This window comes from Cupriavidus sp. UGS-1 (assembly GCF_021213615.1).
Lineage (GTDB): Bacteria > Pseudomonadota > Gammaproteobacteria > Burkholderiales > Burkholderiaceae > Cupriavidus.
Genome location: NZ_JAJQJF010000013.1, coordinates 129,036 through 146,442, shown reverse-complemented (window position 1 = coordinate 146,442; position 17,407 = coordinate 129,036). Strand labels below are relative to the sequence as shown.

The following is a 17,407-nucleotide window of genomic DNA, read 5'->3' as shown; positions in this document are numbered from 1 at the left end:
CGGCGTGGGCGGTATGGGCAGGACGGCGCGGCGTGGCGGGCCGAGGTTCCTGGAGAAGGGAGGCGGCGGGGAAGAAGGAGCGGAGACACAGTGCGGCAATGTCATATTGAAAGCACATAATGATAATCGTTTTCATTATCATTTGTGCCGACATAGCCGCGTTGTGCAAAGGGTCGTCGTCAGGACTAAACAGCCCGCGGCTTACTGCGCCTCGAATCCTTCCTTCAACGCTTCGCGCAGATAGTCCACCAATAGCCGCACCGGCCGCGGCAGCAGCGGGCTATATGGGCGGATCGCATAGATCGCATCGCCAAAGGCCCCCGAAGGCCGCCAGCCGGGCAGCACGCGGACCAGCTTGCCCGCATTCAGATCGGCCTGCGCGGTGAAATCCGGCACCAGCGCGATGCCGAGGCCGCCCAGCGCCGCATCGCGCAGCGCCTCGCTGTTGTCCGCCGCGAAATTCCCCCGGATGCCGACGCTCTGCCGGGCCGCACCGCCTCGGACCGGCTCGAAGCTCCAGGTCGGCTGCTCGCCGCGGCGGAAGTAGTGCAGGCAGTTGTGCGCCGTCAGGTCGGACGGCGACGCGGGCGTGCCGTGGCGCCGCAGATAGGCGCGCGTCGCCACCAGGACGGTACCAGTGCGGCACAGCGTCCAGGCGATATGCGTGTCGGGTGCCCGCGAGGCGTGGCGTACCGCCAGGTCGAACCCTTCGCGCGCCAGCGAGGCGAAGCTGTCCGACAGTTCCAGTTCGACGCGGATCTGCGGATACATCGCCAGAAATGGCGGCAGCCGCGGCACGATCTGCTGGCGGCCCAGCGCGACCGGCGCCGTCATCCGCACCAGGCCGCGCGGCTCGCCGCCCATGTCCTTGACGTCGCCGAAGCTGCGTTCGATCGACTCGAACGGTACCCGCGTCGCGTCCACCAGCCGCTGGCCTGCCTCGGTCAGCCGGACACTGCGCGTGGTGCGCTGCACCAACGGGATGCCCGCCGCGCGCTCGAGTTCCGCAATGCGCTGGCTCATCGCGCCCTTGCTGATGCCGAGCTGCGTTGCAGCAGCGGTATAGCTGCCGACGTCGCCGAGCACGACCAGCGAATGCAGATGCACCCACAGCGATTCGATCTTTTGCTTGTCCATCGGGCGATTGTTTAGTTCATTGAACAGTGAGTCAAGCGTGGCGCTATTGAATGGGCCGGGGAGCGACGCCTACACTGGGCCCATTCCACCGATTCCAGAACTGATTCCGGAACTGAATCCCGGAACTGAATCCCAGAACCAAGGAGCCCGAGATGACCCAAGCGCATGCCTATACCGACCGTGCCGACGTCGGCCACTACATCGGCGGCCAGCGTACGAGCGGCAGCAGCCAACGCCGGCAGGACGTGTTTAATCCGGCCACCGGTGAAGCCCCGCGCAAGGTCCTGCTCGGTGAAGTCGCCGATGTCGACGCGGCCGTCGCCGCGGCCGCCGCTGCGTTCCCGGCCTGGGCCGACACGCCGCCGATCCGCCGCGCCCGCGTGATGCAGCGCTTCCTGCAGCTGATGAACCAGCATCGCGACACGCTGGCGGCGATCATCACCGCCGAGCACGGCAAGGTCTTCTCCGACGCGCAGGGCGAAGTCATGCGCGGCATCGACGTGATCGAGTTCGCCTGCGGCATTCCGCAACTGCTCAAGGGCGACTACACCGACCAGGTCAGCACGGGCATCGACAACTGGACCATGCGCCAGCCGCTGGGCGTGGTGACCGGTATCACGCCGTTCAACTTCCCGTGCATGGTGCCGTGCTGGATGTTCCCGGTGGCAATCGCGGCGGGCAATACCTTTGTGCTGAAGCCCAGCGAGCGCGATCCGAGCGCGAGCCTGTTCATGGCCGATCTGCTGGCCGAGGCGGGTTTGCCGGCCGGCGTGTTCAACGTCGTGCAGGGCGACAAGGTGGTGGTCGACGCGCTGATCGCCCATCCGGAAGTGAAGGCCGTCAGCTTCGTCGGCTCGACGCCGATCGCGCGGGCGATCAGCGAGCGCGCCGCGCAATTCGGCAAGCGCGTGCAGGCACTGGGCGGCGCCAAGAATCATCTGGTGGTGATGCCCGATGCCGATCCTGAAATGGCCATCGACGCGCTGATCGGCGCGGCCTACGGCTCGGCCGGCGAGCGCTGCATGGCGGTGTCGGTCGCGGTGCTGGTCGGCGATACCGCCGATCGCCTGATTCCCAAGCTGGCCGAACGCGCCCGCGCGCTGAAGATCGACAACGGCATGAACCCGGAAGCCGAAATGGGTCCCGTGGTCACACGGCAGGCGCTGGAACGGATCGAAGGCTATATCGGCCTGGGCGTGGAAGAGGGCGCGACGCTGGTGCTCGATGGCCGCAACCATCGCGTGCCGGGCCATGAAGGCGGTTTCTTCACCGGCGCCACGCTGTTCGACAACGTCACGCCGCAAATGCGCATCTATCGCGAGGAAATCTTCGGCCCGGTGCTGGCCTGCGTCCGCGTCAAGGACTTTGCCGCGGCGGTCGAGCTGATCAACGCGCATGAGTTCGGCAACGGCGTGGCGTGCTACACCAGCGATGGCGGCATCGCCCGCGAATTCGCGCGCCGGATCCAGGTCGGCATGGTCGGCATCAACGTGCCGATCCCCGTGCCAATGGCCTGGCACGGCTTCGGCGGCTGGAAGCGCAGCCTGTTCGGCGATACCCACGCCTATGGCGAAGAGGGCGTGCGCTTCTACACCAAGCAGAAGTCCGTGATGCAGCGCTGGCCGCAGAGCATCGGCAAGGGCGCGGAGTTCGCGATGCCGACGGCGAAGTAAGGCGCGCCGAAACGGCGACATCCGGCGGCGCCGGCGGGGTGAATACCCGCCGGCGCCGCTTTTTTTTTCGCCGGACGCTTCAACGCCGGGACGCTGTCGTTGTTCAAGATAGCGAAACATGCGTGGCATGTATGAAGCCCCCCGCGTTAGTTTGCACGTGCTGTTCCCCGCGCTGGATTGACGTCAACGCCGGAATGTCTCGAACGCGAGAACACCGGCATTCGAGCACGCCGATCCCGCCAGCAGGAAGCACCGCGAATATCGGCAGATAAAGGGAGACAAACCATGAACACGCGCAGGCAATGGCTGGCCGCCATGCTGGCACTGACGGCTTCATCGATCGCTTCATCGATGGCGTTTGCCCAGGATAACGAAGGCTGGCCGAACCGCCCGGTCAAGCTGGTCGTCGCCAGTGCGGCCGGCGGCGGTACGGATACGCTCGCGCGGCTTCTTGCCGAGCAACTCGGCTCGGTGTTCGGCAAGCCGTTCGTGGTCGAGAACAAGCCCGGCGCGAACGGCTTGATTGCCAGCGAAACCGTGTCCGCCGCGAACCCGGACGGCTACACATTGCTGCTTACCTATGCCGGCGCGATGGTCGTCAACCCTGCGCTTTACACGCGAGCGCCCGATCCGCTCAAGCGTTTCGAACCGATTGCGCAGATCGGCAGCTTCGGCAACCTGATGGTCGCCTCCCCCAAGGTGCCGGTCCACAACCTGAAGGAGCTCGTGGCCTACGCCAGGCAGCGCCCGGGCCAACTCAGCTACGGATCGTGGGGCATGGGATCGGGTGGGCACCTGACCATGGAGAGCTTTCTGAAGAAGGCGAATCTCGCCATGGTTCACGCATCGTACAAAGGCACCGCCGCCGTGGCGACGGACGTCCAGAGCGGTCTGTTGCCCGTCGGCTGGGTCGACGTCAGCTCGCAGATTGGCCTCGTCAAAGCCGGCCGGCTAGTGCCGATCGCCGTCAGCGGCTCCAGTCGATTGCCGCAGTTCCCGAATGTGCGGACCATGGGAGAGCAAGGCTATCCGTTCCCGACCACCAGCTGGTACGGCATGTTCGCGCCGGCGGGCACATCCGGGGCGCTGGTGGAGCGGTTGAACAAGGAGGTGGTGCGCGCCATCGCGACGCCGGCGTTTCGCGACCGCCTGACCGCGCTGAACCTCCCTGTCGCTCCAGCCCTGACGCCGGCGCAGTTCCGGAAAGTGGTCGCCGACGATACGGTGGCATGGCAACGCATTGCACAGGACGCCGGCGTCAAGCCGGAGTGAGAAGGCATGCAATCCAGCAGTTCATTCGATAAAAGCGGCGTGGATGCGGCCATGTTGGCCGGTCTGCGCGTCGTCGATTTCGGCCAGTTCATCGCAGCGCCGTCGGCAGGACAGGTCATGGCGGATCTGGGCGCCGACGTGATCAAGGTCGAGCCTCCGGGCGGCGATGCAAGCCGTCGCTCGGGCTGGCAGGCGGATGCCTGTGGCCCCATGTTTTCCGCTTATAACCGCGGCAAGCGTTCGATCGTCCTCGATCTGCGCCGCGCGGAGGATCGTGGCGTGGCGATGGATCTGGTGCGCCGCGCCGATGTGGTGCTGCAGAACGCGCGTCCGGGCGTGATGGAGAAGTACGGGCTTGGCGCCGAGCAGCTTCGGCGTCCGCTTCCTCGGCTTGTCTACGGCTCCGTCAACGGCTTCGGCGACAGTGGGCCGGCGGCGGCGCGTCCGGGCCTCGATATCGCCGCGCAGGCCGAAAGCGGAATGATGAGCATGAACGGAGATGCCCACGCCGATCCGACACGCGTCGGGTTCACGGTCGTCGATGTGCTGGCCGGCCGTACGCTGGCGACGGGCGTGCTCGCCGCGCTGGCGCGCCGTGGCATCACCGGACAAGGTGCCCACGTCAAGGTGTCGCTGATCGACGTGGCAGCCGATGCGCTGAGCCAGCAATGGGCCGAGTACCAGTTGCTCGACGCGGCGCCGTCACGCTGCGGCAACGGCCAGCCGACGATGGCGCCGGCGGCGGATGTGGTCCCGACGGCCGACGGCAGAATCGTGATCTCGGCCTATCTGCAGGACCACTTTGCCCGCTTGTGCGAATGCCTGGGACTGCCGGAACTCGCGCAAGACCCACGCTTTCACGACAACGCCGCGCGCGTGGCGAATCGACCGGCCTTGCTCCAGATGCTCGCCGGCGCATTGTCGGCGCTGACCACCGAGGAAGCTTGCCGAACGCTCAATGCCGCTGGGGTCGTCTGCGGCGCGGTGCGCGACCTGCGCGATGCCATCCAATACGCGCAGGCCACGACACCGGAACGAGTGATCAGCGTGCCGTCACCCGGCAACCGGACACTGCGCATGCCGGCCTTGCCCATGACGATCGACGACGGAAGGCCGCGCGATGCTGCGCTTCCCGATCTCGGCCAGCACACGGCCGAGATCCTTGCCGAACTGGACGGGCAGCGGGAAACGATGGCGTAAGTCGCTTCAAACGAGCGCCTCGCGATGAATGTCACGCGGCGCTCGTTTGGCGTTTGGCTTCGTCCAGCAGCCATCGCAGAAAGCTGGCAATGGCCGGCTTCTCCTCCGCCTTGGGCATGGTGACGGCGTAGTACGCGAATTCCGTCGGCCAGGGCCGATCCAGCGCAATTGCAAGCCGACCGCTGGCAATTTCCTCTCGCGCATAGAGATCGCGAACCAGCGCAATGCCTTGGCCGGCTTCCGCCGCGCGGATCAGCAGGAAATCGTCATCGAAGGCGGGGCCGCGCTCGATGCGCGGATCGCTTTCCACGCCCAGCGCCTTCAGCCAGAGACGCCAGTCGGACCGGTCCGAATCCTGCAGCAACGGATAGTCGAGGCAATCGATCGCTTCACGGATCGGTGGCCCCTCGGCCAGCAATTTCGGACAGGCGACCGGAATCAATACCGGTGCCATCAGATAGTGCGCTTCCAGTCCAGGGTAATTGCCCAGGCCATGCCGGATCGCGATGTCGACGCGGTCGCGGCGCAAGTCGGCCAATGCGGACGACGCTTCGACACGCACTTCGATATCCGGGTGCCGATCGGTAAATGTGCCCAGCCTTGGCACGAGCCACGATGCGGCGAAGGTGGGCACGGCACTGACGGTCAACGTCTGGCGCGCATTGATGGCGTCCAGCGTGGCAAGGCTGGCTTCGATCTGGTCGAACGCCCGCAACAGGGCCGGATGCACCTGTGCTCCCGCGGGCGTCAGTTCGACGCCGTAGCGTGTACGGCTGAACAGGCTGACACCGGTACGCTCCTGCAACAGCTTCAATTGCTGGCTGACCGCGCCGGGCGTCACGCCCATCGCGTCGGCCGCCCGTTTCAGGCTGCCGTGCCGGCCGGTTTCGACGAAGGCGCGCAATGCCAGCAACGGAAGTACCGAGCCCATGTATTGAGGTTTTCTCTTGTCGGAGTTCAGGGAAATCGAGCATGCAAAGCGGATCGCTCGCATCGCCGATATATGGGGTTTGTGTGTTTAGTCTAGCTGACTTCCAAAGGAAGGCAAACGAGGTGCTATCCAAGGTCGCCATGTGTACAGATTCGCGGCATGGATCGTGGCGGTGGTTGGCCGTGGAATTTAGCTGATCTATATACACGAGCCAGATTAAATCGTTTCTCGTCGCGCTTGTTTCGCCATAGAGTTTTCTCTGTTTTACCAATGAGGAAACCGCAATGACATTGAATCCTTTCCCCGACGAAAATCTCCCTGCTGCCGGCATGTCCGGCGCTTCCGCGCCGGCGTTTGCCATGCATGCGGGTTACCGCCGCATGTTCAGTCCCGATGCGCTGACGGTCGGGATCTTCCTTCCCTTGCGGTTCTATCAAGGGGATATGACCGTCCTTTCCGGCCAGGCCGATCTGGTAACCAGGATCGATCGCCTCGGCTTCGCGGCCGTCTGGGTTCGCGATGTTCCGCTGTTCGATCCGAACTTCGGCGATGCGGGGCAGGTGTTCGATCCCTTTACCTACCTTGCCTTTCTGGCGGCCGGCACCCGGCGCGTCGCGCTCGCGACCGGAAGCGCGATCTTTACCTTGCGCCATCCGATCGATCTGGCGAAAGCCGCCACGACAATCGACCAGCTTTCCGGTGGCCGGCTGGTGCTGGGCATTGCGTCCGGCGATCGGCCGGTCGAGTTTCCGGCCTACGGCATCGATCATGATGGACGTGGCGCGCGTTTTGCCGAGACGGTTGCCTGCTTCCGGCAGTTGATGCAAGGAGGAAGGCTCGACATACGCTCATCGCTGGGAGAGATGCGGAATGTCGAGCTGCTCCCCAAGCCCGTGTCGGGCGCGATTCCGCTGATCGTGACGGGTAGCTCGCGCCAGTCTCTGGAATGGGTGGGTCGACACGCGGATGGGTGGCTGACGTATCCAGGGCCGACATACACCGGCGCCGGTCCGCAACGGCTTGCCGAAAAAATACGCGCGTGGCGCGCGCTGATTCCCGATGGTGGTTTCCGGCCCCATATGACCAACGAATGGATCGAGCTGGTGGACGACCCGAACTATCCGCGCACACCGATGAACGGCGGGTTCATCCTGAAGACCGGCCGCAAGGGCCTGATCGATCTGCTTCAAGAGTGGAAAGCGGCTGGCGTCAACCATGCCGCACTTGGCATCCAGTTTTCGTCGCGTCCCGCCGCCGAGATCCTTCAGGAGTTGGCCGAAGAGGTGCTGCCGTTGTTCCCTTCGCATGAAGGCCCGGAACCAGCGAACGCCGATTGGTAGCCGGTCCGGGCGCCGCGCATCCATAACAACGTCTCTGTCAGGGTTAATGCCCGCCGTCGCCGATGCTGGCAAAATCCGCACCGTGGCCCGTTGGGGCAAGCCTTGAACCTGCCGAATCGCTGAATTGCATCGCGCAGGTTTTTTACATCGTAATTTAGTACCGATCGATATAAAAATAAACGATATAACACCAATGACAAGCGTGTCCACTACACCCCCCTCGACTCGCACGAAGGCGGCCATGCCGTTCGCCGTCTATATCCTCGGACTGACCGTCTTTTGCCTGACCACCTCGGAATTCATGGTGGCCGGCATGATGCCGTCGCTGGCCGCGGCCTTTGGCGTGCCGGTCGAACGCATCGGCTATCTGGTGTCGATCTATGCGGCGGGCATGGTGCTCGGTGGACCGGTGCTGACCGTGGCGCTCGCGCGCGTACCGCTGCGCCCGGCGCTGCTCGGTTTGCTGGCCACATATATGGCCGGGCAGATCGGCTGCGCGATGGCGGAAGATTATCTGGTGATGGCGATCGGCCGTGCGGTGACCGGCATCGCCGCATCCGCGTGCTTCGGCATCGTGCTGTCGATGTGCGCGGAGATGGTGGCGCCGGAGGTGCGCGGGCGCGCTGCGGCGATCGTGATCGGCGGCCTGATGATCGCCACCGTCGCAGGCTTGCCGCTGGCTACGCTGGTCGACCTGCACCTGGGCTGGCGAGCGAGCTTCTGGCTGCTGGTGGTGCTGACCGGCCTTTGTGTGCTGGCGGTGCGTTGGAAGATTCCCGCGACATTGACCACCAGCACCAACGGCATGCGCAGTGAACTGGCCTCGCTGGCCAATCGCGAGCTGTGGGCCGCCTATACGACCAGCGCGCTGATCATCGGCGCGACCTTTGCCGGCTTCAGCTATTTCGCGCTGGTGCTGACCAAGGTGTCCGGCTTCTCGCCGTCCTCGATTCCCGCGCTGCTGGGCCTGTATGGCCTGGCGACGGTGATCGGCAACGCAATGATCGGCCGCTTCGCCGATCGGCATACGATGCGCATTCTGCTGTGGGGATTGGTCGTGCTGGCAGGCGCGTTGGCCTTGTTTGCCGTCTATGCGGATCAGCCGATGGTTGCGGTCATCGCGATGCTGCTGGTCGGACTGACCGGTGTGTCGCTGAACCCGGCGATGGTGGTGCGCGTGATGCGCGCCGCGCCGCCGGGGCCGCTGGTCAATACGATGCATACCGCGGTAATCAATATCGGCCTGATGTCCGGCTCGTGGCTCGGCGGCGTGGGCATCAGCCAGGGCTGGGGGCTGCGGTCGCCGTTGTGGGTCGGCACGGTGCTGGCGGTGGCCGGCGTGCTGGCTGTGCTGCCTTATGCGTTGCGGCGATCGCAGGTATCTGGTGCGGGCTTTCAGGCGGAGTGCGCGAAGGGATAGACCCGCTTCGCGCGTCCGTTTCCAGTCAATCGCGCGAGAACACGGCACCCTTGCCAGGCCGGATATAGCGCGGCGCCGGAAGGCCCATGGCCTTCGCGGCATTGAGGATGCCGTCCTCGATCGCCCCGGCGTCGCGCACGCCTTGATATTCGCCGTCCTTGAAAATCACGTTGGCGCCGTAGACCACCATGAATCCTTCCGCCGCCTCCTTGGCGTCCGCCGGAACGGAAAAGGTATGGACCGAGCCGCCCGGCTCATACAGATAGCTGCCGGCGGTCTGGCGATCGTCCGGGTATTCGACGTAGTTCCATTCGCCTTTCGTCGTAAAGAAGTGGACGGTGCCGGTGTGGAAGTGCGGGGGCAGCGTCGTGCCCGGTTCGAACTTGCCGTACAGCACCCAGACGCCGTTCTCGCGGTCGAGGAAGAGCGGAATGATCGTCGAGCCGGGCTCGGAACCGGCGAATTCCGCCGCGTCATGGATATTCACCGTCAGCAGGCGGTCTTGATGCGTGACGACCTTGGGCAAGGCCATGATTTGAATCTCCTCTGATGTGGGGTGGTTCTGCTGATACCGTTCACAGAAGACCAAGCGCGCGCAACTTGGCATCGGGCGCCGAGTACGGGCGTTCGCAGATGATCTTGTCCGAGCCCGGCGCGAATTCGAACGTGGCGGCGATCCGGATGCGGAAGGTGCGGCCGGTCGGCTCGTAGGTCTTGCCATGGGCTTTCAACGGGCCAAGATGCGTGCCCTGCAGCCAGAATTCGACCAGCACGGTATCGCCATCGGCCGCAATGGCAATGATCTCGTTCTTCAGATCGGGAAAGGGCACCCGCGACGAATCGAAATACCCGCGCACCTCGGCCTCGCCATCGAATACCGCGCCACTGCCGTGCATCTCGTAGCGCGGATGCGCGAAGGTATCGATCACGGCGTCCCAATCGTGGACGCACTCCAGCGCCATATGGTCGCGTACGGTCTGGATGCGGGCTTCATTCAGGGTGGAAGACATAGACGATTCGTGTGGTGATGTCATGGAAGAGGGGCACCGCCCGCATTCGGGGCGGCAAGGCATCAGTCGAGCGACATGTGCGCCTGCCTGGCGATCGATTTCCACATCGGGATATCGCGCGCATTGATCGCTTGCTGCTCGGTGCCGGAAACGTATTTGGCCGTAATGCCCAGCGACAGCAGCTTGCTGACGACCTCGGGTTCCTTCAGCGTCTTCTCGAGCACGGTCGACAGCTTGTCGACGATCGGCTTCGGGGTCTTGGCGGGGACATACATCGCCCATGTCAATTCGCGGTCGAAGTCGACGCCTTGCTCCTGGTAGCTGGCCACGTTCGGCAGACTCGGCGATCGCTTGGTGCAGACGGCCAGCGCCTTGACCTTGCCTTCCTTGACGAACGGTGTCGCGGTCACCATGTCGACGAACGCCACGGAGATATGGTTGCCGAGCAGATCGGTGATGATTTGCGAGGTGCCTTTGTAGGGCACGTGCTGCAGCGGGATGCCGGCCTTCTGGCTCAGGATCTCGCCGCAGAAATGTCCGGTCGAGCCCGATCCCCAGCTGGCGTATTGAATGGGCGCCTGCTGTTTGCGGGCCAGCGCCGTCAGCTCTTTCAGATTGCTTGCCGGGTACGAATTCGACGCGACCATGACAATCGACGAATTGCCGATGGTCCCCAGGCTCTGGAAGTCGCGCACCGGATCGTAGGGCAGCTTCGCGTAGGTCGCGGCCGCCAGCGGGTGCGTCGACATGCCGCCGATCATGATCGTGTAGCCGTCCGGCGTCGCCGTCGCCACCGCCTGAGTGCCGATCGTGCCGGCCGCGCCAGGCTTGTTCTCGACCACCACCGGTTGCTTCAGCTGCGCGGCAAAGCGCTCGGCCAGGAAGCGGCCCAGCGTATCGCCGCCACCGCCAGCGGAGAAGGGCAGCAGCATGCGGATCGGGCGCTCGGGATAGGGGGTTGGATCGGCCGCCTGCGCGGTGGCGGCCGCCACGGCCAGCAACGCGGTGGTAAAGAGCTTCTTCATGTCTTGTCTCCAAGGGTGTTCGCCCGTTCTGCGATGCGGGGTTCGGGGGTGGCGTTTCCTTGCGTGTGGAAACGTTTCCATTGTAGTGTCGTTGAGCGTGGAGCGGGCAGCAATCATGGTTAACGCTATGCTGCGCCGAATCGGCGCATCGGCTACTGTGTCTGTATGGAAACGTTTCCAATATTCGATGACATGGAGCCAAGATGAGCTTGCTGTTCGGAGGCGTATGCCAAGTCGGCTACGTCGTGCGGGATATCGAAAAGGCGATGCGGCACTGGAGCGAGGTGCTCGGCGTCGGGCCGTGGTTCTACAAGAAGGAAGTGGGCACGACTGAATTTCGCTACTACGGTGAAGCGTCGGCCTTGCCGGATCTGTCCATCGCGCTTGCCAATTCCGGCGGCGTGCAGATCGAGCTGATCCAGCAGCGCAATGACGCGCCGTCGCTCTATCTCGATTCGCTGAAGCACTTCGGCGAAGGCATGCAGCATATCGCGTACTGGACCGACGACCGTTTTGACGAATTCGCCGAACGGCTGCGTGCCAGCGGCTATGTCGAGGGGCACGGCGGACGCATGGGCATGCGCGGCCGATTTGCCTATTACGTCCATGCGGACTTGCCGGGCAACATCGTCGAGATTTCGGAAATGTCCGGTGGCAAGGGCGAGTACTTTGCGGCGATTGCGGAGGCCGCGAAAAGCTGGGACGGCGCCGATTCAATTCGGCGCTTTGGAGCGCCGCAATGAGCGCGGCCGAGGCCACGACGGCGGGCCGGCACGTTGCGGTGGTGACCGGCGCTGCGCGCGGCATTGGGCTCGCCATCGGCAATCGGCTCGCGGCGGACGGATACGTGGTCGCCATTTGGGATCGCGACCGACCCCTGTTAGATGAGGCCGCTCGCACCTTGCGAAGCAATGGCGCACGGGTACTGCCGGTGTCAGTCGACATTACCGATCGCCAGCAGGTCGAGCGGGCATTTGCACAGACGGTAGAAACTATGGGCATGCCAACAGCGCTGGTGAACAATGCCGCCATCCTCGGACGCAGAGGGCCGACGGTGGAGGCGTCCGTCGACGAATGGAAGCTCGTCTTCGACGTCAATGTGTTCGGCGCATTGCAATGCGTGCAGGCAGTCGTGCCCTCGATGGTGAAGAACGGCTGGGGGCGCGTCGTCAACGTGGCGTCGGTGGCTGGCAAGGAGGGCAATCCGTTTGCCGGTGCCTATGCGGCATCGAAGGCCGCATTGATCTCGATGACGAAAAGCCTCGGCAAGGAGCTCGCGGAGACCGGCGTACTGGTCAACTGCATCACGCCCAGCGCCGCCGATACCGATATCTTTGGCCAGCACGACGAGAGCCAGCGGGCGCAATTGCAGGCCCGCCTTCTCGAACGCGTGCCCATGAAGCGGTTCGTGCGGGTCGAGGAGGTGGCGGAAATGGCCGCATGGCTGTGTTCCGCGCGCTGCAGCTTCAGTACCGGGGCGGTATTCGATATCAGCGGCGGCCGCGCGATGTACTGATGGGCGGGTAGGGCAGGGCCATCGGATCGACGATAATAGCGGCCCCAGGGCCCGCTACGATTACCGCCAGCTCAGACCTCCCAGCCGGACCATCGATGACCAGCCGAACGCGCACCCCCAGCTCCGACACGCCAGCCCGCGTCACGATCCGCGACGTGGCGCGCGCCGCCGGCGTCTCCGTGGGTACGGCATCTCGCGCACTGAACCGCAGCGGACCCGTCAGCGAGGCCGCGCTCCAGGCCGTCGAACGGGCCGCGAAGGCGCTGGCCTATGCGCCCGACCCCATTGCGCAAAGCATGCGCACCGGTACCTCCGGCGTCGTCGGCCTGCTGGTGTCCGACCTGGCCAATCCGCTCTACGCCCGCATCATCACCGCGGTGGAAGCGCGCCTGCAGCGCGAAGGCTATGCAATGGTGGTCGGCAACACGCATAACGACAAGGCGCAGGAAGAGCTGATGGTCGACCTGTTCCGCCGCCGCCGCGTCGACGGACTGATCCTCGGCCCCTGCGAAACCGAGCGCCCCGATTACCTCGCCCAAATCTCCCGCGATCTCGCCGTCGTCGCCATGGACCGCGACTTCGGCGCGCAAGGTTCCGGCGTCCACGTCGAACACGCCCGCGGTTCCTACGAAGCGACCCGCTATCTGCTCGACCTCGGACACACCCGCATCGCCCTGATGACATCCGACGGCGCCCTGCGCCCCGGACGCGAACGCATCAGCGGCTATCGCAAGGCACTGGAGGAGCGCGGCCTGACCGTCGATACCGCCCTCGTGCGCTCCAGGCGCTCGGCGATGGATCTGTCATTCAGCGATGCACTGGCGCTGCTATCCGCCAGGGACTGCCCGACGGCCTTTATCTGCCTCGGCACCCGGATCCTGTCCGGTGTCCTGCAAGCGATGAAGCAGACGGGGCACCGCATGCCGCAGGATGTCAGCCTGATCTGCGTGGGGGATAGCGATCTGGCACAGCTCTATACGCCGGCGATTACCGCCATCGATTGGGATCTGGCGGCGGTGGGGACGGCGGCGGCGGAGATGTTGTTGCGGGGTATCGGGGGCGGTTCAGGCGCGGACGATGCGAAGGCGGCGGCGGGGCGGGAGATTCGGCTTGGTACTCGGGTTGTTTTGCGGGAATCGTGTGCGCCGCCTGCGCATGGCGGAAGAACATAGAGGGTTGGCGACAAGGCCCGCTGTGGGCGGGGCCGCGACGTCGCACGCCGGCGTGCCAAGCGCATCGGTACGTGAGACGTTTGGAATGGGAGCGGGACATGGATCGGCTGGCGGCGATGGAGACCTTTGTCGGGGTGATTGAGGCAGGATCGTTTTCGGCGGCCGCACGGCGGCTCAACCTCGGGCAGCCCGCGGTATCCAAGTCGATCGCCCAGCTCGAAGAACGGCTGGGCACTCGATTGCTGTTGCGTTCAACGCGCGGCTTGACACCTACCGATGCAGGTCAGCGCTTCTATGAGCATGCCAAGCGGGCCATCGAAGAAGCAGACGAAGCCGAACAGGCGGCTCGCGATTCCTCGGAAGGGCTGTCGGGCCGCCTGCGGGTTTCGGCGGCGGTCACGTTTGCCCGATTGCATATCCTGCCCGGGTTGAAGGCGTTCATGGACCGCCATCCCCAATTGGAAATCGATATCGCACTTGACGACCGCAATATCGATTTGCTCGAAGAGGGCACCGATGTCGCGCTACGCATGGGGATGCTGGACGATTCGTCGATGACGGCGCGGCGCATTGCCCGAAGCCCGCGGCTGGTAGTCGGCACGCCACGGTACTTCGCGCAGGCCGGTGTGCCGCGTACCCCCGCAGACCTGAGCGGGCATCAAGCCATCGTCTATTCGCAGCGTGGCGGTGGAGAATCATGGTCCTTCCGGCAGGGCAGCACGGAAGTCGCCGTCGTCGTATCGGGGCGCGTGCGTGTCAGTGCTGCCGAGGGAATCCGTACCGCAGTGCTCGCCGATATGGGACTGGCGGTGGCGTCAAGATGGATGTTTGCTCCGGAAGTGGAACAAGGCGTCGTACAGACGGTGCTGAACGATTGGACCTTGCCGCCGATCGATTTGTGGGCGGTCTTTCCATCCGGAAGAATGGTCACTGCAAAGGCGCGCGCCTTCGTCGCTTTTGTCGAAGAGGCGCTGGCGGGTCAGGTGTCCTGAAGCCGCGACACGCGCGGCCTGGTACCGTGCGCGATGGGACGATCAGCGTTCGAAAACCAGCAACGTCGAAGTCGCCGAGGCATACAACCGCCCATCGGCGCCGACCAGATCCGCGCGAGAGAACGCGGCACGGCGGCCGAACGACAGCACCTGTCCTTCGGCCCGCAACAGGCCTGAGTCGCGCGTGATGGCCTTGTGATACGACACTTTCAATTCCAGCGTGGTGTAACCCTGACCCGGCGCCAGCCGCGAGTGCACCGCGCAGCCGCAAGCCGAATCCAGCAAGGTCGCTGCATAGCCGCCGTGGACCGTGCCGATCGGGTTATAGGCATGCTCCCCTGGAATCCCGGCGAACACGGCCCGACCTTCCGCCACTTCGACGAAATCGAAGTCCAGCGACACAAGGATGCCCGGCTTCCTGCCCGAGGCGAGCAGCGCCTGCAACTGTGCCAATCCATTTTGGCCTTCCATGCCTTTGCTTACTTCGTCGATCAGACTCATTACCGCTCCTGGTTTTCCGCCAGCGCGCCGGAGCATGCGAGACTGGGTGGGTGACTTGCATGATGGAAGTTACGAATTTACAATGACTTTCATGATGAAAGCAACCAGCATTTTCCAGCCCTGCGGAGGCACGTCATGAAACGGACCGACGTCGGCACCTCATGTTGTCCGGTCGCACGCAGCTTGTCCCATGTGGGCGAGTGGTGGAGCATCCTGATCCTTCGCGACGCGATGATCGGTCTGACCCGATTCGATGAATTCGAGAAGAGCCTGGGCATCGCACCCAATATGTTGACTCGCCGTCTGGCCAGCCTGGTGGAGGCCGGTCTGCTCGAGCGCGTGCAATATCAGGACCGTCCGCCTCGCTACGAATATTTCCTCACCGAAGCCGGCAAGGCGTTTCGCCCGGTTCTGCTGGCCTTTGTCGAATGGGGCAGCCGATATTTCGCACCCGAGGGCCGCAGCGTGCAATTGGTCGAGCGTGCGACGGGCCGGCCGGTGCGAGTCGGCATGGTCGATCTCGATACCGGCAAGCCGGTCGACGCCCGCGATTACGTCATCGAACCGGGGCCCGCAGCTGATGATCACCTACGTTACTGCTTCGCGTATGGCAAGACCAAGCGCCGTGGCGGCGACACCGGTCTGAAGTTCGCTCCCCCATCGATCTCCGTCGTCGATGACGACGGCCACGGCCGAGCGCGACGCGGCAAAGCGCGGACCTGACGCCCGGAACACGGGTCCGCATTCAACTTCGGCAGTACGACCGGCGACGCCGCGCAGGCGCCTCGCCCGGCCAAGTTCGTCCCAAACTTCCTGCGGCTTTCAATTGCATAGGCAACAATGATGAGTACAAAGAGAATCGTGGTAACCGGCATGGGTGTGGTGTCGCCGCTCGGATGCGGGGTGGAAGCGGTATGGGGCAGGCTGCTCGATGGCAACTCCGGAATGGTCTTGTTGCCGGAGGACATGGTCGACGGTATCGCGGCCAAGGTGGCAGCGGTGGTGCCAGCGTTCGGCGAGAACGAGCCTGCCGGGTTCGATCCGGCAAGCGCTGCCGAGCCAAAGGACCTGAAGAAGATGGACCGCTTCATTCTGTTTGCGTTGACGGCCGCAAAGGAAGCCCTCGCGCAAGCGGGATGGGCGCCGCGGGACGAGGCAGGGCAGCAGCGTACCGCGACAGTCATCGCATCGGGTATCGGCGGCTTTGGCGCAATCGCAGAGGCGGTGCGCACTACTGAAACCCGCGGACCTCGTCGCCTGTCGCCCTTCACGATTCCCAGCTTCCTCGCCAACATGGCTGCAGGCAACGTGTCGATTGCGCATGGCTTCAAGGGCCCGCTAGGCGCGCCCGTGACGGCGTGTGCCAGCAGTGTGCAGGCCATTGGAGATGCGGCGCGCATGATCCGGGCCGGCGAGGCGGATGTTGCCATTTGCGGCGGCACCGAGGCGGCGATCGATCGCGTCAGTCTTGGGGCCTTCGCAGCGGCGCGTGCGCTGTCAACGGGCTTCTCGGACAGACCGGCTCAGTCCTCTCGTCCGTTCGATCAGGCCCGCGATGGCTTCGTCATGGGCGAGGGCGCCGGCCTGCTGGTCATCGAAGAGCTCGAGCACGCGCTGCGACGAGGCGCCACGCCGATTGCGGAACTGGTCGGCTATGGCACCACGGCCGACGCCTATCACCTGACGTCCACACCGGACGACGGCGACGGCGCACGCCGCGCCATGGCGCTGGCGCTACGACAAGCCGCAATCGCGCCGGAGGCTGTCCAGCACCTGAACGCGCATGCCACTTCGACACCGCTGGGCGATCGCAGCGAACTGGAAGCGATCAAGGCCGTATTTGGAAGAGGCAAAGGTCCAGCCGTTTCCGCAACGAAATCCGCCACAGGGCATTTGCTCGGGGCAGCTGGCGGCATCGAAGCCATCTTCACCGTCCTGGCTCTGCGCGACCAGATTGCGCCGGCTACCTTGAATCTCGTCGAACCGGATCCCGCGGCGGACGGCGTCGATATCGTCCACGGATCCCCACGTGCGATGGCGATGGAGTACGCGATCTCGAACGGCTTTGGCTTTGGGGGCGTCAATGCGAGCGTGGTGTTCCGCCGCTACTGCTGACGCTGCTGTATGACGCCTGATGCCGCAGCGAGCCGCTATGCCGGCGAGGAATAACATCTATTCTTTCCAACGCCTGCCATGACATGCAACACCGCTTCACTAT

The 17,407-nt window shown here is 64.4% G+C and carries 17 protein-coding genes; 11 read left to right on the top strand and 6 right to left on the bottom strand.

The features are described 5' to 3' along the window. Nucleotides 1-201 precede the first annotated feature (201 nt). Nucleotides 202-1,137, bottom strand: coding sequence for a LysR family transcriptional regulator (locus LRR16_RS17335; RefSeq protein ID WP_232206650.1), 936 nt, complete (start codon nt 1,135-1,137; stop codon nt 202-204). Nucleotides 1,138-1,289: 152 nt separating this feature from the next. On the opposite strand from LRR16_RS17335, the gene LRR16_RS17330 reads away from it, so the two are divergent. From LRR16_RS17330 to LRR16_RS17320, 3 genes are all read left to right on the top strand, one after another. Next, on the top strand, nt 1,290-2,810 hold the full coding sequence (locus LRR16_RS17330; RefSeq protein ID WP_232206649.1) for a CoA-acylating methylmalonate-semialdehyde dehydrogenase: 1,521 nt from the start codon (nt 1,290-1,292) through the stop codon (nt 2,808-2,810). 285 nt (nt 2,811-3,095) lie between these two features. Then, nucleotides 3,096-4,082, top strand: coding sequence for a tripartite tricarboxylate transporter substrate binding protein (locus tag LRR16_RS17325; protein WP_232206648.1), 987 nt, complete (start codon nt 3,096-3,098; stop codon nt 4,080-4,082). Between the two features lie 6 nt (nt 4,083-4,088). Next, nucleotides 4,089-5,282 (top strand): CaiB/BaiF CoA-transferase family protein, encoded by a 1,194-nt coding sequence (locus LRR16_RS17320; protein WP_232206647.1) that lies wholly within the window; start codon nt 4,089-4,091, stop codon nt 5,280-5,282. A gap of 31 nt (nt 5,283-5,313) precedes the next feature. Here the strand turns inward: LRR16_RS17320 and LRR16_RS17315 are convergent, their stop codons facing one another. Then, nucleotides 5,314-6,213: a LysR substrate-binding domain-containing protein gene (locus LRR16_RS17315; protein WP_064574091.1), complete on the bottom strand. Its 900-nt coding sequence runs from the start codon at nt 6,211-6,213 to the stop codon at nt 5,314-5,316. 359 nt (nt 6,214-6,572) lie between these two features. Here LRR16_RS17315 and LRR16_RS17310 point away from each other — a divergent pair, with 359 nt between their 5' ends. After that, a complete protein-coding gene (locus LRR16_RS17310) occupies nt 6,573-7,553 on the top strand; it encodes an LLM class oxidoreductase (protein ID WP_232206674.1) in 981 nt (326 codons plus the stop codon). A 241-nt stretch (nt 7,554-7,794) separates the two neighbouring features. Further along, complete coding sequence (locus LRR16_RS17305) at nt 7,795-8,973, top strand: MFS transporter (protein ID WP_232206646.1); 1,179 nt, start codon at nt 7,795-7,797, stop codon at nt 8,971-8,973. Nucleotides 8,974-8,998: 25 nt separating this feature from the next. Here the strand turns inward: LRR16_RS17305 and LRR16_RS17300 are convergent, their stop codons facing one another. The 3 genes from LRR16_RS17300 to LRR16_RS17290 form a co-directional block, all read right to left on the bottom strand. Next, nucleotides 8,999-9,562 carry a 2,4'-dihydroxyacetophenone dioxygenase family protein gene (locus tag LRR16_RS17300; protein ID WP_232206645.1) on the bottom strand — a complete coding sequence of 188 codons (564 nt, stop codon included), beginning with the start codon at nt 9,560-9,562 and terminating at the stop codon, nt 8,999-9,001. Beyond that, on the bottom strand, nt 9,549-9,983 hold the full coding sequence (locus LRR16_RS17295; RefSeq protein WP_232206644.1) for an ester cyclase: 435 nt from the start codon (nt 9,981-9,983) through the stop codon (nt 9,549-9,551). Before LRR16_RS17295 ends, LRR16_RS17300 begins: the two co-directional genes overlap by 14 nt. A gap of 62 nt (nt 9,984-10,045) precedes the next feature. Then, nucleotides 10,046-11,008, bottom strand: a complete 963-nt coding sequence (locus tag LRR16_RS17290) for a tripartite tricarboxylate transporter substrate binding protein (RefSeq protein WP_232206643.1) — start codon at nt 11,006-11,008, stop codon at nt 10,046-10,048. 203 nt (nt 11,009-11,211) lie between these two features. Between LRR16_RS17290 and LRR16_RS17285 the strand changes: the two genes are divergently transcribed. The 4 genes from LRR16_RS17285 (at nt 11,212) to LRR16_RS17270 (ending at nt 14,688) form a co-directional block, all read left to right on the top strand. Further along, a complete protein-coding gene (locus LRR16_RS17285; RefSeq protein ID WP_232206642.1) occupies nt 11,212-11,751 on the top strand; it encodes a VOC family protein in 540 nt (179 codons plus the stop codon). Continuing rightward, entirely contained in the window at nt 11,748-12,524 is a 777-nt protein-coding gene (locus LRR16_RS17280; RefSeq protein ID WP_232206641.1) for an SDR family NAD(P)-dependent oxidoreductase, read from the top strand. The genes LRR16_RS17285 and LRR16_RS17280 overlap by 4 nt, the downstream gene beginning before the upstream one ends. Before the next feature lie 95 nt (nt 12,525-12,619). Then, nucleotides 12,620-13,696 (top strand): LacI family DNA-binding transcriptional regulator, encoded by a 1,077-nt coding sequence (locus LRR16_RS17275; RefSeq protein WP_232206640.1) that lies wholly within the window; start codon nt 12,620-12,622, stop codon nt 13,694-13,696. A gap of 98 nt (nt 13,697-13,794) precedes the next feature. After that, complete coding sequence (locus LRR16_RS17270; RefSeq protein WP_232206639.1) at nt 13,795-14,688, top strand: LysR family transcriptional regulator; 894 nt, start codon at nt 13,795-13,797, stop codon at nt 14,686-14,688. 42 nt (nt 14,689-14,730) lie between these two features. Here the strand turns inward: LRR16_RS17270 and LRR16_RS17265 are convergent, their stop codons facing one another. Continuing rightward, entirely contained in the window at nt 14,731-15,189 is a 459-nt protein-coding gene (locus LRR16_RS17265) for a PaaI family thioesterase (RefSeq protein WP_064574077.1), read from the bottom strand. A 135-nt stretch (nt 15,190-15,324) separates the two neighbouring features. Between LRR16_RS17265 and LRR16_RS17260 the strand changes: the two genes are divergently transcribed. Further along, complete coding sequence (locus LRR16_RS17260) at nt 15,325-15,912, top strand: helix-turn-helix domain-containing protein (protein WP_232206638.1); 588 nt, start codon at nt 15,325-15,327, stop codon at nt 15,910-15,912. A 120-nt stretch (nt 15,913-16,032) separates the two neighbouring features. Then, a complete protein-coding gene (fabF, locus tag LRR16_RS17255; RefSeq protein WP_232206673.1) occupies nt 16,033-17,304 on the top strand; it encodes a beta-ketoacyl-ACP synthase II in 1,272 nt (423 codons plus the stop codon). The last annotated feature ends 103 nt before the right edge of the window (nt 17,305-17,407 follow it).

Excerpts from the sequence above, each read along its gene's own strand:
- LRR16_RS17335 (WP_232206650.1), bottom strand. The coding sequence starts at position 1,137 with ATGGACAAGCAAAAGATCGAATCGCTGTGGGTGCATCTGCATTCGCTG.
- LRR16_RS17330 (WP_232206649.1), top strand. The coding sequence starts at position 1,290 with ATGACCCAAGCGCATGCCTATACCGACCGTGCCGACGTCGGCCACTAC.
- LRR16_RS17325 (WP_232206648.1), top strand. The coding sequence starts at position 3,096 with ATGAACACGCGCAGGCAATGGCTGGCCGCCATGCTGGCACTGACGGCT.
- LRR16_RS17320 (WP_232206647.1), top strand. The coding sequence starts at position 4,089 with ATGCAATCCAGCAGTTCATTCGATAAAAGCGGCGTGGATGCGGCCATG.
- LRR16_RS17315 (WP_064574091.1), bottom strand. The coding sequence starts at position 6,213 with ATGGGCTCGGTACTTCCGTTGCTGGCATTGCGCGCCTTCGTCGAAACC.
- LRR16_RS17310 (WP_232206674.1), top strand. The coding sequence starts at position 6,573 with ATGCATGCGGGTTACCGCCGCATGTTCAGTCCCGATGCGCTGACGGTC.
- LRR16_RS17305 (WP_232206646.1), top strand. The coding sequence starts at position 7,795 with ATGCCGTTCGCCGTCTATATCCTCGGACTGACCGTCTTTTGCCTGACC.
- LRR16_RS17295 (WP_232206644.1), bottom strand. The coding sequence starts at position 9,983 with ATGTCTTCCACCCTGAATGAAGCCCGCATCCAGACCGTACGCGACCAT.
- LRR16_RS17290 (WP_232206643.1), bottom strand. The coding sequence starts at position 11,008 with ATGAAGAAGCTCTTTACCACCGCGTTGCTGGCCGTGGCGGCCGCCACC.
- LRR16_RS17285 (WP_232206642.1), top strand. The coding sequence starts at position 11,212 with ATGAGCTTGCTGTTCGGAGGCGTATGCCAAGTCGGCTACGTCGTGCGG.
- LRR16_RS17280 (WP_232206641.1), top strand. The coding sequence starts at position 11,748 with ATGAGCGCGGCCGAGGCCACGACGGCGGGCCGGCACGTTGCGGTGGTG.
- LRR16_RS17275 (WP_232206640.1), top strand. The coding sequence starts at position 12,620 with ATGACCAGCCGAACGCGCACCCCCAGCTCCGACACGCCAGCCCGCGTC.
- LRR16_RS17270 (WP_232206639.1), top strand. The coding sequence starts at position 13,795 with ATGGATCGGCTGGCGGCGATGGAGACCTTTGTCGGGGTGATTGAGGCA.
- LRR16_RS17265 (WP_064574077.1), bottom strand. The coding sequence starts at position 15,189 with ATGAGTCTGATCGACGAAGTAAGCAAAGGCATGGAAGGCCAAAATGGA.
- LRR16_RS17260 (WP_232206638.1), top strand. The coding sequence starts at position 15,325 with ATGAAACGGACCGACGTCGGCACCTCATGTTGTCCGGTCGCACGCAGC.
- fabF (WP_232206673.1), top strand. The coding sequence starts at position 16,033 with ATGAGTACAAAGAGAATCGTGGTAACCGGCATGGGTGTGGTGTCGCCG.